The organism is Pseudomonas sp. GG8, assembly GCF_052976945.1.
In genome coordinates this window covers 5,175,926-5,191,490 of the sequence record NZ_JBRIIP010000001.1, presented here as the reverse complement: position 1 = coordinate 5,191,490, position 15,565 = coordinate 5,175,926, and the positions used below count along the sequence as shown (strand labels likewise).

Genomic DNA, 15,565 nt, shown 5'->3' with positions numbered 1-15,565 from the left:
CCTAGGGAAGTACTACTTCAAGATCGAGGTGGCACAACCGGTGGTAAACATCTTCCTTGCGCTCTCGCACCACTTGGTTTTGCGGCAACAGTTCGCAGCAGCTATACAGGAGGTGCAGCACTTGCAGCGCAAGGTCGGGCTCCCAGGCATCAAGGCCGGCATCCCGTAATTGCTGATCGAGAGTCTCAAGCTGGGTCTTGGCCAGTTCGTACTTCTTGGCCTGGTAACACAGTCGAGCGAGGCTCAATTGCCAGAAAAAACGTACCCTTCCACCTTGAGCGCTCTGCAAGCCCTGCTTGAGAATCTGCACGGCAGCCTTGAGACCATCCCGGCGCAAAACGGGCAATACGTCTTGCAAGGCGTCTTCCCAGACGGCTTGAGTGTTATCGCTTTGCAGCGCGCCGGGCGCATCGACCACTTGCAGATGAACCAACACATGGGCGCTGATCCAGCTACGTGTAGCGTCATCCGCGAACGGCACACCGTCGTGAAAGCGCAGGTCGACTATTCCCGGCAAACGCTGCAGCAATAGCGAAAGCTGAACCTCGACCTCGCGCATGGCCAAATCGGCATTGAGCCGCTGCAGGCACTCCCACACCATGCGTTGGCCGTCGAACCAGAACGGAGAAACAGCAAGGCTGGCCTCCAGATCGACCAGTAAATCGGCGTACTGCCCTTGATCCAGGCGCTCCTGATAGCTTTTCAGCCTGTCCGCCGGCAGCCCGCGCAAGACGGTGATGTGTTCGGCGTTACGCTCCGGGAGCGCCTCAATCGTCAGCCACAACAGGGTCCGATTGAGGCGTAAGGCACGAAGGTCGGTGGCTTTCTGGCGTAGCCACCAGGCGCACAAAGGCCGTGCATTTTCCTGCTGCACACGCAGGGCTTTTTGCGCGTCCTTTTCATTGTCGATGGGCGAACCCGGGGTGAAGAGTTGAGTGGCCGCCTGTTTCACCTGGGCGAGCGCCGCGCCCATCGCCCCTGGCTCAGGCTGGTTACTCGCTGCGCGCTGCACCATGGCTGCCAGTCGTCGCCGGATTGGCAACAACAACGGGGCGTCATTGCCCAACTGCAGCGTCAGCAGGGCATCCAGGCCCTCAAAGTGTTCAACCAGACGCCTGAACAGGGACAACTGCTCTTTAATCGGCACGCTCTCTGCCAACACCTGCTCAAGACGCGGCAACAACCAATTGAAGGCGGCTACGCGGGTACGCGATTTGAGCGGGTGCAAGCACTCCCAGTGGTCTTTGCAAAGGTGATGAAGCAGGCCGAACCCCGCCAATAAGCCTGCAAACGAATTTTTTTGGTACAGTGCCCACGCCAGCCAAACCGCCACACGCAGGTCTTTGGAGTGATCACGCAAGATCAACTCGCTGTCATCAAGGATTTTTTGCCAGTCGATTCGGCTGTTCTCATGCAGCGAATGGGCCTTGCCCAGCTCACTTTCCACCGCCTCGTATTCGTTGGAAAAACGAATATCATCCCCGGCGAAGTGCTCCTTGGAGATGGGGGTCCTGGCAAGATCCAGGTAACGGGCAGACAACTCAAGCGAGTAAGTCATCCGAGGCACGCACTGTCTGCACAATACGGAACGCACATCAATGCATGAGTACCTAATGCAGGTGCGCTAAACCAACTCCATGCGGGCGTGCAGAGCACAATCCTTTTATCGCACACCATAATCAGCTACCTCGGACAATGGCGGCGATCTTAAGAGGAGACAGTCTCTGCGTATGTAGGAAAACGCCACCGCGCCTTACAGAAACGTCTGAGAGAATAGTGGCCGGTTTCTTACCTCAAACTTCGCACATTTAAGCTCGCAAAAGTTTGTAGGAAGTTTCCCTCATGTAAGTCGGAAACTAGAGATTATTAAATGGCCTAAATAACGTTTAATATTATATTCAGGCACTGTTTGTTCTAGCCGTAACAATGACTTTTATCACTAATACAACGTGATGCTATTAAACTGATCAATATCACGATGCACTTTCGTCTGGTACTTTTCTTTGTGCCGGTGGCATCGTGCACGTTTGGGTATGAGATGAGTGCTCGCGCTCAGTCCAGCCGCCCGCGCCCGAATGAAAATTCGGGCTATTGGGGCCAAATCTTGGCAAAGATGTGCGGGGAAGGTGTACTGCCCCCAAGGGAGCAACATCCGGAAGATGAGCGCTGATCAGAACAAGATCAGCGTTCTGCGACAGTCTTTCAATTGCAAACTAAGAGGTTGCTGTGAGCGCCAGGAGGGACGTCCGCGCGTCATTCCTCCTAGTGCGACAGTTTTTTACTCAGCGACAGTTTTTATTGTCTATAACCACGGTTTATCCACCTGTGGATAACTTATTCCACAGTCACTGATTTAGCGAGGTTGCGCGGCTGGTCGACGTCTGTGCCTTTGAGTACGGCCACGTAGTAGGACAGCAGTTGCAGCGGGATGGTGTAGAGAATCGGCGCCAGGGTGTCGACGATATGCGGCATGGCGATGACGTGGGTGCCTACGCCGTTGCTCATACCGGCGTGCTCATCAGCGAAGACGATCAATTCACCGCCGCGTGCACGGACTTCTTGCAGGTTGGATTTGAGTTTTTCCAGCAACTCGTTGTTGGGTGCGACGGTCACGACCGGCATGTCGCTGTCGACCAGTGCCAACGGGCCGTGTTTGAGTTCGCCGGCAGGATAAGCTTCCGCGTGAATGTAAGAGATCTCTTTGAGCTTGAGCGCACCTTCCATGGCCACCGGGAACTGCGCGCCACGGCCAAGGAACAAGGTGTGGTGCTTCTCAGCAAACAGCTCTGCGACTTTTTCGACGGTGCTGTCCATGGCCAACGCTTCACCCAGACGGGTCGGCAGGCGGCGCAGCTCTTCAACCAGTTCAGCTTCAACGCCGTCCTCAAGAGTACCTTTGACCTGTCCAAGCGCCAGGGTCAGCAGCAGCAGGGCAACCAATTGCGTGGTGAAGGCTTTGGTGGAGGCAACGCCGATTTCCGGACCGGCCTGGGTCAGCAGGGTCAAGTCGGACTCACGCACCAGTGAGCTGATGCTCACGTTGCAAATGGCGAGGCTGCCAAGGAAGCCCAGTTCTTTCGCGTTACGCAAGGCCGCGAGGGTGTCCGCGGTTTCGCCCGACTGCGAGATCGACACGAACAGCGTGTCAGGCTGCACCACTACTTTGCGGTAGCGGAATTCGCTGGCCACTTCGACCTGGCACGGGATACCAGCCAAACCTTCTAACCAATAACGCGCCACCATACCGGCGTGGTAGCTGGTGCCGCAGGCGACGATTTGCACATTACGTACTTTGGCGAACAATTCAGCAGCTTGCGGACCGAACGCCTGCACCAACACTTGCTGTTGACCGAGTCGGCCTTCCAGGGTGCGCTGCACGACTTTAGGTTGTTCGTGGATTTCCTTGAGCATGAAGTGACGGAACTTGCCCTTATCCGCGGCTTCGGCGTCTTCACGATATTGCACGACTTCACGCTCGACTGGCAGACCATCCAGGGTCCAGATCTGCACGCTGTCACGATGGATTTCGGCGATATCGCCTTCCTCCAGGTACATGAAACGGTCAGTCACCTGCCGTAAAGCAAGCTGATCGGATGCCAGGAAGTTCTCGCCCAGACCCAGACCAATCACCAACGGGCTACCACTGCGGGCGGCGAGTAAGCGGTCAGGCTGTTTGGCACTGATCACGGCCAGACCGTAAGCACCGTGCAATTCCTTGACAGCGGCTTTCAGCGCGACGGTCAGGTCGCCACAGTCTTTGAGCTTGTGGTGCAGGAGGTGGACGATGACTTCGGTGTCGGTGTCCGACGTGAAGACGTAACCCAGCCCTTTCAAGCGCTCGCGCAGCTCTTCGTGGTTCTCGATAATGCCGTTGTGCACGACCGCCACCTCATCAGCGGAGAAATGCGGGTGGGCATTACGCTCGCACGGGGCGCCATGGGTTGCCCAGCGGGTGTGAGCGATACCCAAACGGCCAACCAACGGCTCGCCAGCAAGGGCTTGCTCCAACTCAACAACCTTGCCCGAACGACGGCAACGTTCCAGCTTCCCGGCATTGCTGAAAATAGCGACGCCTGCGCTGTCGTAGCCACGGTACTCAAGGCGTTTCAGGCCTTCGAGCAAAATGGCAGTAATATTGCGCTCAGCAACGGCGCCGACGATTCCACACATGGTTCTCTCCTAGCAAACGGCGGCGCAAATCAAGGTTATGCCCCGGGCTTGAATCTGTTCGCGTACCTCGGTGGGTAAACGATCATCGGTAATAAGGGTATGGATGCTGCTCCAGGGCAGCTCCAGGTTAGGAATTTTGCGACCTATTTTATCGGCTTCGACCATCACGACGACTTCGCGCGCGACCTCCGCCATGACTCTGCTCAAACCCAACAGCTCGTTGAACGTCGTAGTCCCGCGGCTCAAATCAATACCATCGGCACCAATGAACAACTGATCAAAATCGTATGAGCGCAACACCTGCTCAGCGACCTGTCCCTGGAAGGATTCGGAATGAGGATCCCATGTGCCACCCGTCATGAGTAACACCGGTTCATGTTCAAGTTCGCTCAGGGCTATCGCAACGTGCAGCGAGTTAGTCATCACCACCAGGCCAGGTTGTCGGCCCAACTCAGGAATCAACGCGGCGGCGGTACTGCCACTGTCGACGATGATGCGCGCATGCTCGCTAATGCATGATGCCGCAGCGCGAGCGATGGCTTGCTTGTACTTCGACACGGGCTGGCAACTATCGCCTATCAGCTCCTGCGGCATGGTGACGGCACCGCCATAACGACGCAACAGCAAACCATTGTTTTCAAGCGCGCCAAGATCCTTTCGAATCGTCACCTCCGAGATCTCGAAGCGTTTCGCCAATTCGTCGACACTGACTTCGCCCTGCTCGTTGAGCAAGGCCAGAATATTGTGACGACGCTGGGGGGTATTACGTTTCGACATGACAGCTTAAGTTTCGATTCGAAAGAAAACGAAAGCAATCAAAACCTATTAGCGTATTTCCGTCAAGCTGAAAAATACAGTGGATAACATTTCACCTGTGGATAACTGTAAGCGCTGGCTTATCTGCGAACCAGGCAAGGTGGTCCTTCAGGCACACCGAGTTGCGGCCTTAGCAAACAAGCCAGCTCCTACAGGGTTATTTGATTTTTACCGGTCGCTTCCACCCATCAATATTGCGCTGACGTGCACGGCCGATTGCCAACTGTTTTTCAGCAACGTCTTGAGTGATGGTGGAGCCCGCCGCCGTGGTGGCGCCGGATGAGATATCCACAGGTGCAACCAAGGAGTTATTGGAACCTATGAATACGTCCTCCCCCAACACGGTCCTGTGTTTGTTCGCGCCGTCGTAGTTGCAGGTAATGGTGCCAGCGCCGATGTTGGTTCGCGCCCCGACTTCGGCATCGCCAAGGTAAGTCAAATGCCCGACCTTCGCGGCTTCACCCAAATGCGCGTTCTTCAGCTCGACAAAGTTACCCACATGCGCGCGCGCATCCAGCACGCTGCCTGGGCGAAGACGAGCAAACGGACCGACATCGCTGCCCTCCCCCAAGACTGCCCCATCGATATGGCTGTTGGCTTTGATGATCGAGCCTTTGCGCAGGGTGCTGTTTTTGATCACACAATTCGGGCCAATGACCACATCGTCTTCGATGACGACACGCCCTTCGAGGATCACATTGATATCAATCAGAACGTCGCGACCCACGCTGACGTCGCCTCGCACGTCGAAACGTGCGGGATCGCGCAAGGTCACCCCCAGAGACATGAGCCGCCGAGCCTCCCGTTGCTGGTAATGACGCTCCAGCTCGGCCAGTTGCTTGCGATCATTAGCACCCTGGACTTCCATGGCATCCAGAGGCTGCTCAGTGGCAACCACCAGGCCATCGTTCACGGCCATGGCAATGACGTCGGTCAGGTAATACTCGCCCTGCGCATTGTTATTCGACAGGCGACCCAGCCAGTCTGCCAGTCGCTTGCCAGGCACCGCGAGAATACCGGTATTGCCTTCAGTGATGGCTTTCTGCGCCTCGGTCGCATCCTTATGCTCGATGATGGCACTGACTCGCTGTTGTTCATCACGCACGATGCGACCATAGCCAGTGGGATCGGCAAGATTGACCGTCAGCAAGCCCAACTGCTCGGCGCTGACCTTTTTCAGCAGGCGTTGCAAGGTTTCTACTTCGATCAACGGTACGTCGCCATACAGGATCAGAACGTTCTCGGCAGTCAACTCAGGCAGCGCCTGAGCAACGGCGTGGCCGGTGCCCAGCTGCTTATCCTGCAAAATAAAGTTCAAGTCATCTGCGGCCAAACGTTCACGAACGATATCGGCGCCGTGACCGATCACCACATGGATGCTCTGTGGATTAAGTTGACGGGCGCTGTGGATAACATGGCCGAGCATGGAATCCCCGGCCACCGGATGAAGCACCTTGGGCAGCGCGGAACGCATGCGAGTGCCCTGGCCTGCGGCGAGAATAACGATATCGAGTGACATGACTGGCTACCAATCCTGGGTGGTCAGCGGCTGTGACCAGGGGTGATTTTCAAAAAAAGAAAAAGGGTAGCCGAGGCTACCCTTTTTCTCAATCGCGCAGAAAGCAGACGGGATTAACCGCCAAACTTTTTGCGAATTTGCTGAATCGTGCGCAGCTGAGCTGCAGCCTCGGCCAGACGTGCGGCCGCAGAGCCATAATCGAAATCTGCGCCTCTTTCATGCAGCGCCTTCTCAGCAGCCTTAACAGCCAGCTGAGCGGAGGCTTCGTCCAGGTCGGCAGCACGTTGCACGGTGTCGGCAAGTACCTTGACCATGTTCGGCTGAACCTCGAGGAAACCGCCTGAGATGTAGTACACCTCAGCTTCCCCGCCCTGTTTGATCAAGCGGATCGGACCTGGCTTCAGATCAGTGATCAGCGGCGCGTGGCCTGGAGCGATACCAATATCACCCAGGTTGCCGTGCGCAATCACCATCTCGACCAGACCGGAGAAAATTTCTCCTTCCGCGCTAACGATATCGCAATGGACTGTCATAGCCATTTGCTTGCCTCAACCTGATTAGCGCCCGTTGCCGGGCGCCGGGATTACAGTTTTTTGGCTTTCTCGATCGCTTCTTCGATGCCGCCTACCATGTAGAACGCTTGTTCTGGCAGGTGGTCGTAGTCACCGTTGAGGATGCCTTTGAAGCCAGCAATGGTGTCTTTCAGGGAAACGTATTTACCCGATGCACCGGTGAAGACTTCAGCCACGAAGAACGGCTGCGACAAGAAGCGCTGGATCTTACGAGCACGGTTTACCAACTGCTTGTCGACTTCCGACAGCTCGTCCATACCCAGGATCGCAATGATGTCCTTCAGTTCTTTGTAACGCTGCAACACGTACTGAACGCCACGAGCGGTGTCGTAGTGATCCTGGCCGATAACGTTCGGGTCCAGCTGGCGCGAAGTCGAGTCCAGTGGATCGACCGCTGGGTAGATACCCAGAGAGGCGATGTCACGGGACAGTACGACGGTGGCGTCCAAGTGGGCGAAGGTGGTCGCAGGCGACGGGTCAGTCAAGTCATCCGCAGGTACGTATACCGCTTGGATCGAGGTGATCGAACCGTTTTTGGTGGAAGTGATGCGCTCTTGCAGCGTGCCCATCTCTTCAGCCAGAGTCGGCTGGTAACCTACTGCGGAAGGCATACGGCCCAGCAGTGCGGATACTTCAGTACCGGCCAGGGTGTAACGATAGATATTGTCGACGAACAACAGAACGTCGTTACCTTCGTCACGGAACTTCTCGGCCATGGTCAGGCCGGTCAGTGCTACGCGCAGACGGTTACCCGGCGGCTCGTTCATCTGACCGTATACCAGCGCCACTTTGTCGAGAACGCTGGAGTCCTTCATCTCGTGGTAAAAGTCGTTACCCTCACGGGTACGCTCGCCCACACCAGCGAACACGGAATAACCGCTGTGTTCCATGGCGATGTTACGGATCAGTTCCATCATGTTTACGGTTTTGCCTACACCGGCACCACCGAACAAACCGACTTTACCGCCTTTGGCGAACGGGCAGATCAGGTCGATAACCTTGATGCCGGTTTCCAGCAGGTCGTTGCCGCCTGCCTGTTCCGCGAAGGTTGGCGCAGGACGGTGAATGCCCCAGCGCTCTTCGGTGTCGATCGGGCCAGCTTCGTCGATCGGGTTGCCCAGAACGTCCATGATCCGGCCCAAGGTCGCTTTACCGACAGGTACGGAGATGGCTGCGCCAGTGTCTTTGACTTCCAGACCGCGCTTCAAGCCTTCGGTGGAACCCATCGCAATGGTGCGGACCACGCCGTCGCCCAGCTGCTGCTGAACTTCAAGGGTGGTCCCGGCCGCGCTTTGTACCAACAGCGCGTTGTAGATGCTCGGTACGTTTTCGCGTGGGAATTCCACGTCGATCACGGCGCCGATGATTTGAACGATACGTCCGCTACTCATTAGCTGGATCCTCTGAATATTTGAACCGTTAAACCGCGGCAGCGCCGCCGACGATTTCCGAGATCTCTTGGGTGATCGCAGCCTGACGCGCCTTGTTGTAGACCAGTTGCAAATCGCTGATCAAATCACCGGCGTTATCAGTGGCGTTCTTCATTGCGATCATCCGCGCGGCTTGTTCAGCTGCGCTGTTCTCGACCACCGCCTGGTACACCTGCGACTCCACGTAGCGCACCATCAGGCCGTCAAGCAGCTCTTTGGCGTCGGGTTCGTAGAGATAGTCCCAGTGGTGCTTGAGTCCTTGATCCGGGGTTGCCACCAGCGGAATCAACTGCTCCACCGCTGGCTGTTGCGTCATGGTGTTGATGAACTTGTTGGATACCACGGACAGGCGATCAATACGGCCATCCAGATAGGCATCCAGCATCACCTTGACGCTGCCGATCAAGTCATTGATCGACGGCTCTTCGCCCAAGTGGCTGATCGCAGCGACGACGTTACCGCCGAAGTTGCGGAAGAATGCCGCACCTTTGCTGCCGACCACGCACAGATCGATCTCTACGCCGTTTTCACGGTTTACCGCCATGTCCTTGACCAAAGCCTTGAACAGGTTGGTATTCAAGCCGCCACACAGACCACGGTCACTGCTCACAACGACATAACCAACACGCTTTACTTCGCGATCGATCATGAACGGGTGGCGGTATTCCGGGTTGGCGTTGGCCAGATGTCCGATTACCTGGCGGATGCGCTCCGCGTAAGGACGGCTAGCGGACATACGCATTTGAGCCTTGCGCATTTTGCTGACCGCCACTTTTTCCATGGCGCTGGTGATCTTTTGCGTGCTTTTGATGCTCGCAATCTTACTGCGAATCTCTTTTGCGCCTGCCATGTAACACCTATCAGGTTAGCAAGCGGGAGCCTCTCGGCCCCCGCTGCGGCTTACCAGGTTTGGGTGGCCTTGAACTTCTCGATACCGGCTTTGAGGCCAGCGTCGATTTCGTCATTGAAGTCACCCTTCACGTTGATCTTCGCCATCAAATCGGCGAGATCGCGGTTGAAGTAAGCAATCAGAGCCTGCTCGAAGCTGCCGATTTTTGGAATCTCGATGTCCACCAGGAAGCCACGTTCAGCGGCATACAGGGACAACGACATATCAGCGATAGACATCGGCGCGTATTGCTTTTGCTTCATCAGCTCGGTAACGCGCTGACCATGCTCAAGCTGCTTGCGAGTGGCTTCGTCCAGGTCAGAAGCGAACTGGGCGAATGCCGCCAATTCACGGTACTGAGCCAGAGCGGTACGGATACCACCGGAAAGCTTCTTGATGATCTTGGTCTGAGCGGCACCACCCACACGGGATACCGAAACACCGGCGTTCACAGCAGGACGAATCCCGGAGTTGAACATGGCCGATTCCAGGAAGATCTGACCGTCGGTGATCGAAATCACGTTGGTCGGAACGAACGCGGAAACGTCGCCAGCCTGGGTTTCGATGATCGGCAGTGCGGTCAAGGAACCGGTTTTGCCGGTTACTGCACCGTTAGTGAACTTCTCTACGTATTCTACGGAAACACGCGATGCGCGTTCCAACAGACGGGAGTGGAGATAGAACACGTCACCTGGGTAAGCTTCACGGCCTGGTGGACGACGAAGCAGCAGGGAAATCTGGCGGTAAGCCACTGCTTGCTTGGACAGATCGTCATAAACGATCAGCGCGTCTTCACCGCGGTCACGGAAGTATTCGCCCATGGTGCAGCCGGAGTACGGAGCAAGGAACTGCAACGCAGCAGATTCGGAAGCACTGGCAGCAACGACGATGGTGTTAGCCAACGCGCCGTTCTCTTCGAGTTTGCGAACCACGTTGGCGATGGTCGATTGTTTCTGACCAATTGCCACGTAGACGCAGAAGATGCCGCTGTTTTTCTGATTGATGATCGCATCGATCGCCAGAGCGGTTTTACCGATCTGACGGTCGCCGATGATCAGCTCGCGCTGGCCACGGCCGACAGGGATCATGGCATCTACAGCCTTGTAGCCAGTCTGCACAGGCTGATCTACCGACTTACGCCAGATCACACCCGGAGCAACCTTCTCGACAGCGTCGGTGAGGACGTTGTTCAGAGGGCCTTTGCCGTCAACTGGGTTACCCAGTGCGTCGACTACGCGACCCAGCAGTTCCGGACCAACCGGAACTTCGAGGATGCGGCCTGTGCACTTGGCGCTCATGCCTTCAGCCAGAGTCGTGTAAGCGCCCAATACCACAGCACCTACAGAGTCTTGCTCAAGGTTAAGCGCCATACCGAAGACGCCGCCCGGAAACTCGATCATCTCGCCGTACATGACGTCGGCCAGACCGTGAATCCGCACGATGCCGTCAGATACGCTGACGACAGTGCCTTCGTTACGGGCTTGGGAGGTTACATCGAGCTTGTCGATGCGACCCTTGATAATTTCACTTATTTCGGAAGGATTGAGTTGCTGCATTGCTCTGCTGCCCCTTCAAACTCAAGATTTCAATGCTTCGGCCAGTTGCGCGAGTTTGCCACGAACTGAGCCATCGATAACCAGGTCGCCGGCGCGGATGATGACACCACCTATAAGGGTGGCATCCTCCGCAGCGTGCAGGCGCACTTCCCGGCCGAGCCGTGCACTGAGAACCTTGGCGAGTTTGTCTTGCTGTTCTTCGTTCAATGCAAAAGCACTGGTGACGTCCACATCAACCGATTTTTCCTGCTCAGCCTTGTACAGGTCGAACAGTGCGGCGATCTCCGGCAATAGCGGGAGACGGTCGTTTTCGGCAACGATATGAATGAAGTTCTGTACTTTTACATCAAACTTGTCGCCACACACTTCGATAAAAGTGGTGGCCTTATCTGCGCTCGTCAGTCGCGGGGCCTTGAGTACGCGCTGCATTGTGTCGTTTTGCGACACAGCTGCAGCCAAGCCGAGCATGGCTGACCAATTGGCCAGTTGCTGGTGGGCCTGGGCGTGCTCAAAGGCTGCCTTAGCGTAAGGTCGGGCCAACGTGGTCAGTTCTGCCATGATCGCCCTCGCTTAAATTTCAGCAGCCAGTTTATTAACCAGCTCCGCGTGCGCGTTTTGATCGATTGTGGCACCCAGGATCTTCTCGGCACCGTTGACTGCCAGGCTGCCCAATTGGGCGCGTAGCGCGTCTTTGACGCCGTTCAGTTCCTGCTCGATCTCGGTCCGAGCCTGAGCCTTCACACGGTCAGCTTCGACAACAGCCTGTTCACGGGCTTCATCGATAATCTGATTACCGCGTTTCTTTGCTTGCTCAATGATTTCAGCTGCCTGAGCTTTAGCATCGCGCAGTTGCTGACCCACTTTATCTTGGGCCAACTCCAGGTCACGAGTTGCTCGGCTAGCAGCGTCCAATCCATCCGCGATCTTCTTCTGACGTTCGTGCAAAGCCGCGATGACCGGAGGCCATACGAACTTCATGCAGAACAGTACAAAAATGAAGAACGCAACGGACTGGCCAATCAGGGTTGCATTAATGTTCACGCCAACACCTCGCTCGTTCGTTGTCCATCACACTTGCTCAACTCGAAAAACCGAGTAATTAGTGAGCCAGTTGACCAACGAAGGGGTTCGCAAAGGTGAAGAACAGAGCGATACCAACACCGATCATGGTCACGGCGTCGAGCAGACCAGCGACGATGAACATTTTAACTTGAAGCATTGGGACCATCTCTGGTTGGCGAGCTGCGCCTTCCAGGAATTTACCGCCCAACAGGCCGAAACCAATTGCGGTACCCAGTGCGCCCAGGCCGATCAACAGTGCAACAGCGATAGCGGTTAGACCAACTACAGTTTCCATCTTTCCTCCCGACTTTTACGTCGTATTGGTTAGGTTTTTAGATTAAAGCGGTAAAGCAAAATCGTTTTTACAGCAGCCCTTCCGGGCACCCTCTCACCAACGCAAGAGGGTCATCAGACACGCCAGGCGAGTCTTAATGGTTCTCTTCGTGAGCCATCGAAAGGTAGACGATGGTCAGCATCATGAAGATGAACGCTTGCAGGGTGATGATCAGGATGTGGAAAACTGCCCACGCCCATTGCAGCACAACACCCAGGCCACTGAGCCAGAGCAGACCGCTGCCGAACATAACCGCGATCAGGATGAAGACCAGCTCGCCAGCGTACATGTTGCCGAACAGTCGCAGTGCCAACGAAATTGGTTTGGCAATCAGCGTCACGAATTCAAGCAGGAAGTTCACCGGAATCAACAACGCCTGAACAAAAATGTTCTTGCTGCCGAATGGGTGCAGGGTCATTTCGCCGACGAAACCGCCGATGCCCTTGATCTTGATGCTGTAAAAAATGATCAGCGCGAACACCGACAAGGCCATGCCCAGGGTCGCGTTAGGATCTGTCGTCGATACCGCACGGAACGGAATGTGCGAGTCGCCAGTGATCAGGACAGCCAGTTTCGGAATCCAGTCGACCGGTACAAGGTCGACGGCGTTCATCATGAACACCCAGACGAAAATGGTCAGTGCCAATGGCGCAATGACAGGGCTACGACCGTGGAAACTGTCTTTTACGCTGCCATCAACGAATTCCACCAGGACCTCGACGAAGTTCTGCAGGGCGCCCGGCTGACCAGAGGTCGCCTTTTTAGCCGCCATGCGGAAAATCAATACGAAGATCAAACCCAATGCTACCGACCAGCCGAGGGTATCGACGTGGAAAGCCCAGAAGCCCATTTCTTTGGCTTGAGCTGCGGAGTGGGCAAAGCCCCAACCGCCGGTTGGCAATTGACCAAAGGTCAGGTTCTGCAAGTGGTGCTGGATATAGCCCGAAGCGGTTTCTGCTGCCATGGTTGCCTCAAACGCCCTAAGGTCTCGAAAGTCTTGTTCTCATAAGCAGGGGAGCAAACCAGCTGACCGACTGGGTCAACATGAACACGCCGAATACAGCCAGCGGCGCCAGTGGCTTCACACCTACAAAGGTCAGCGCAAAAAACGCTGCCGTCAAAATCAGTTTGCCAGCCTCGCCGGCATAAAAAGACCGGACTATGGCTTGCGCTGCTCTAGCACCGGAAAACCGGAACGCCTTATGAGCAAAATACAAATTGGGCAGCCAAGCTATCAAACCTCCGCAAAGGCCTGAGTACCCAGCTACGACTCCGTGCCACTGCCACAGCGCCAAAGCTGCCAGCAGCAGGACTACACATTGAGCCAGCAGTACCGGAAAAACCGCCAAGCGATGGAACGGCAGGCGGTTTTGCGTGCGGCTTTCCATCACAACTGCTCCTCGAATGCCGGCCGCCAAAATCAATAACTTGGCATCATTTGTGCCGACAAAATGCGCGCAGAGTATAGGGGCGCTTTACCCCCTATTCAACTGTTAGGTAGTGATTTCCGACTACACGCTACAAAGCAATTGTTTCAGCGAATGTGAGCAAGGACACCCTGCAACTCATCCAGTGAATTATAGCGAATCACTAACTGTCCTTTTCCCTTCTGACCGTGGCGAATCTGCACCGCAGAGCCTAGGCGCTCGGCCAGGCGCTGTTCCAGGCGACTAATATCGGGGTCGGATTTGACCGGTTCAGAGGACCCGGCAGAGGCTGGTTTGCCACTCAACCACTGGCGAACCAATGCTTCAGTCTGGCGCACAGTAAGGCCGCGTGCGACAACATGTCGCGCCCCTTCAACCTGCTGTTCTTCGGGCAAACCGAGCAATGCACGCGCATGGCCCATTTCCAGGTCGCCGTGGGACAGCATGGTTTTGATGACTTCAGGCAAAGAAATCAAACGCAGCAGGTTGGCCACAGTAACGCGCGACTTACCCACCGCATCCGCGACTTGCTGCTGAGTTAGTTGGAATTCCTGCTGGAGACGCTGTAAAGCGACCGCCTCCTCGACAGGATTGAGGTCTTCGCGCTGAATGTTCTCGATCAATGCCATGGCGATAGCCGTTTCATCGGGCACATCGCGGACCATGGCTGGAATAGTTTCCAGCCCTGCCTGCTGGGCGGCACGCCAGCGACGTTCACCTGCAATGATTTCAAAGCGCTTGTCGGCAATCGGACGCACCACGATTGGCTGCATGACGCCTTGGGCTTTGATCGACAGAGCAAGCTCTTCAAGCGCCTGGGGGTCCATGTCGCGGCGTGGCTGGTATTTACCGCGCTGGATCAGGTCCAGTGGCAAATGCTGCAGTTCACGTTGATCGGCCTGAACAGCCTGTTCTTCCAGCGCACTGACGGTCGGACTGCTTAGGAGCGCGTCCAGCCCACGTCCGAGACCTCGTTTCTTAACGGCCATGCGGATTCCTTAATTTGCCTGAGCGGTGCGCGAGTTGCGACGTTGACGGCGAACCATCTCACCAGCCAAGGCAAGGTAGGCCAAGGCGCCACGCGATGTTTTGTCATACGTCAGCGCCGGCATGCCAAAACTCGGTGCTTCAGCCAGACGGATATTACGTGGGATGACCGTGTCGTAGAGCTGTTCCCCGAAATGCTCTTTGAGCTGATCGGAAACATCGTTGATCAAACTCAGTCGCGGGTCGTACATGGTGCGCAGCAAGCCTTCGATCTTTAGCTGCGGGTTGAGCAGCTCGGCGATGCGCTTGATGTTATCCACAAGGTCGCTCAGCCCTTCGAGCGCAAAGTACTCACACTGCATGGGGATAATGACCCCGTCAGCGGCAACCAGAGCGTTCAAGGTAAGCATCGACAACGACGGAGGACAGTCGATGAGGATGTAATCGTAATTCTCGCGAATAGGCGCCAGAGCGTTGCGCAGACGACTTTCCTTCAACTGCATGTCCAGCAGAACCACTTCGGCCGCCGTCAGATCACGGTTGGCTGGCAGCAACTGATACCCGCCGTGTTCGGAGAACTGCATGGCCTGGGCCAGATCGCATTCGCCGATCAGTAGGTCATAAACCGAATACTCAAGCGCGTGTTTATCCACACCGCTGCCCATCGTGGCGTTGCCCTGCGGGTCGAGATCGATCAACAACACACGGCGCTTGGTCGCGACCAGTGACGCTGCGAGGTTGATACAGGTGGTGGTTTTACCCACACCACCTTTTTGGTTCGCTATCGCGAATACCTTAGCCAT

15 protein-coding genes are annotated in these 15,565 nt (G+C 55.9%); all 15 read right to left on the bottom strand.

The genetic code is table 11. From position 1 onward, the window contains the following. Position 1: 1 nt before the first annotated feature. Positions 2–1,558 carry a type VI secretion system protein TssA gene (gene tssA, locus ACVBEG_RS24455; RefSeq protein WP_330201278.1) on the bottom strand — a complete coding sequence of 519 codons (1,557 nt, stop codon included), beginning with the start codon at positions 1,556–1,558 and terminating at the stop codon, positions 2–4. A 776-nt stretch (positions 1,559–2,334) separates the two neighbouring features. After that, the gene (glmS, locus tag ACVBEG_RS24450) at positions 2,335–4,170 is read right to left on the bottom strand and encodes a glutamine--fructose-6-phosphate transaminase (isomerizing) (protein ID WP_322177101.1); all 1,836 of its coding nucleotides are present in this window, start codon (positions 4,168–4,170) and stop codon (positions 2,335–2,337) included. 9 nt (positions 4,171–4,179) lie between these two features. Beyond that, the gene (locus ACVBEG_RS24445) at positions 4,180–4,947 is read right to left on the bottom strand and encodes a DeoR/GlpR family DNA-binding transcription regulator (protein WP_322177102.1); all 768 of its coding nucleotides are present in this window, start codon (positions 4,945–4,947) and stop codon (positions 4,180–4,182) included. Between the two features lie 196 nt (positions 4,948–5,143). Continuing rightward, a complete protein-coding gene (gene glmU / locus ACVBEG_RS24440; protein ID WP_322218691.1) occupies positions 5,144–6,505 on the bottom strand; it encodes a bifunctional UDP-N-acetylglucosamine diphosphorylase/glucosamine-1-phosphate N-acetyltransferase GlmU in 1,362 nt (453 codons plus the stop codon). Positions 6,506–6,618: 113 nt separating this feature from the next. Further along, entirely contained in the window at positions 6,619–7,044 is a 426-nt protein-coding gene (locus ACVBEG_RS24435) for a F0F1 ATP synthase subunit epsilon (protein ID WP_219063395.1), read from the bottom strand. A gap of 44 nt (positions 7,045–7,088) precedes the next feature. Further along, positions 7,089–8,468, bottom strand: coding sequence for a F0F1 ATP synthase subunit beta (gene atpD / locus ACVBEG_RS24430; protein ID WP_322177104.1), 1,380 nt, complete (start codon positions 8,466–8,468; stop codon positions 7,089–7,091). A 28-nt stretch (positions 8,469–8,496) separates the two neighbouring features. Beyond that, the gene (gene atpG / locus ACVBEG_RS24425) at positions 8,497–9,357 is read right to left on the bottom strand and encodes a F0F1 ATP synthase subunit gamma (protein ID WP_322177105.1); all 861 of its coding nucleotides are present in this window, start codon (positions 9,355–9,357) and stop codon (positions 8,497–8,499) included. A 50-nt stretch (positions 9,358–9,407) separates the two neighbouring features. Next, entirely contained in the window at positions 9,408–10,952 is a 1,545-nt protein-coding gene (atpA, locus tag ACVBEG_RS24420) for a F0F1 ATP synthase subunit alpha (protein WP_322177106.1), read from the bottom strand. Between the two features lie 21 nt (positions 10,953–10,973). Next, positions 10,974–11,510: a F0F1 ATP synthase subunit delta gene (locus ACVBEG_RS24415; RefSeq protein WP_322177107.1), complete on the bottom strand. Its 537-nt coding sequence runs from the start codon at positions 11,508–11,510 to the stop codon at positions 10,974–10,976. 12 nt (positions 11,511–11,522) lie between these two features. Beyond that, complete coding sequence (locus tag ACVBEG_RS24410; protein ID WP_322177108.1) at positions 11,523–11,993, bottom strand: F0F1 ATP synthase subunit B; 471 nt, start codon at positions 11,991–11,993, stop codon at positions 11,523–11,525. A 58-nt stretch (positions 11,994–12,051) separates the two neighbouring features. Further along, complete coding sequence (gene atpE, locus ACVBEG_RS24405) at positions 12,052–12,309, bottom strand: F0F1 ATP synthase subunit C (protein ID WP_019694395.1); 258 nt, start codon at positions 12,307–12,309, stop codon at positions 12,052–12,054. 133 nt (positions 12,310–12,442) lie between these two features. After that, on the bottom strand, positions 12,443–13,312 hold the full coding sequence (gene atpB / locus ACVBEG_RS24400) for a F0F1 ATP synthase subunit A (RefSeq protein WP_322218696.1): 870 nt from the start codon (positions 13,310–13,312) through the stop codon (positions 12,443–12,445). 16 nt (positions 13,313–13,328) lie between these two features. Further along, positions 13,329–13,736 carry a F0F1 ATP synthase subunit I gene (locus ACVBEG_RS24395; protein WP_219063388.1) on the bottom strand — a complete coding sequence of 136 codons (408 nt, stop codon included), beginning with the start codon at positions 13,734–13,736 and terminating at the stop codon, positions 13,329–13,331. Positions 13,737–13,882: 146 nt separating this feature from the next. Next, complete coding sequence (locus ACVBEG_RS24390; protein ID WP_322177110.1) at positions 13,883–14,764, bottom strand: ParB/RepB/Spo0J family partition protein; 882 nt, start codon at positions 14,762–14,764, stop codon at positions 13,883–13,885. A gap of 9 nt (positions 14,765–14,773) precedes the next feature. Further along, on the bottom strand, positions 14,774–15,565 hold the full coding sequence (locus ACVBEG_RS24385) for a ParA family protein (RefSeq protein ID WP_219063386.1): 792 nt from the start codon (positions 15,563–15,565) through the stop codon (positions 14,774–14,776).

What these genes read in the sequence shown, in the direction of transcription:
- ACVBEG_RS24435 (WP_219063395.1), bottom strand. Translation starts at nt 7,044, where the DNA reads ATGGCTATGACAGTCCATTGCGATATCGTTAGCGCGGAAGGAGAAATT.
- atpG (WP_322177105.1), bottom strand. Translation starts at nt 9,357, where the DNA reads ATGGCAGGCGCAAAAGAGATTCGCAGTAAGATTGCGAGCATCAAAAGC.
- glmS (WP_322177101.1), bottom strand. Translation starts at nt 4,170, where the DNA reads ATGTGTGGAATCGTCGGCGCCGTTGCTGAGCGCAATATTACTGCCATT.
- tssA (WP_330201278.1), bottom strand. Translation starts at nt 1,558, where the DNA reads ATGACTTACTCGCTTGAGTTGTCTGCCCGTTACCTGGATCTTGCCAGG.
- ACVBEG_RS24390 (WP_322177110.1), bottom strand. Translation starts at nt 14,764, where the DNA reads ATGGCCGTTAAGAAACGAGGTCTCGGACGTGGGCTGGACGCGCTCCTA.
- atpA (WP_322177106.1), bottom strand. Translation starts at nt 10,952, where the DNA reads ATGCAGCAACTCAATCCTTCCGAAATAAGTGAAATTATCAAGGGTCGC.
- atpB (WP_322218696.1), bottom strand. Translation starts at nt 13,312, where the DNA reads ATGGCAGCAGAAACCGCTTCGGGCTATATCCAGCACCACTTGCAGAAC.
- ACVBEG_RS24385 (WP_219063386.1), bottom strand. Translation starts at nt 15,565, where the DNA reads ATGGCTAAGGTATTCGCGATAGCGAACCAAAAAGGTGGTGTGGGTAAA.
- atpE (WP_019694395.1), bottom strand. Translation starts at nt 12,309, where the DNA reads ATGGAAACTGTAGTTGGTCTAACCGCTATCGCTGTTGCACTGTTGATC.
- glmU (WP_322218691.1), bottom strand. Translation starts at nt 6,505, where the DNA reads ATGTCACTCGATATCGTTATTCTCGCCGCAGGCCAGGGCACTCGCATG.
- atpD (WP_322177104.1), bottom strand. Translation starts at nt 8,468, where the DNA reads ATGAGTAGCGGACGTATCGTTCAAATCATCGGCGCCGTGATCGACGTG.
- ACVBEG_RS24445 (WP_322177102.1), bottom strand. Translation starts at nt 4,947, where the DNA reads ATGTCGAAACGTAATACCCCCCAGCGTCGTCACAATATTCTGGCCTTG.
- ACVBEG_RS24395 (WP_219063388.1), bottom strand. Translation starts at nt 13,736, where the DNA reads ATGGAAAGCCGCACGCAAAACCGCCTGCCGTTCCATCGCTTGGCGGTT.
- ACVBEG_RS24415 (WP_322177107.1), bottom strand. Translation starts at nt 11,510, where the DNA reads ATGGCAGAACTGACCACGTTGGCCCGACCTTACGCTAAGGCAGCCTTT.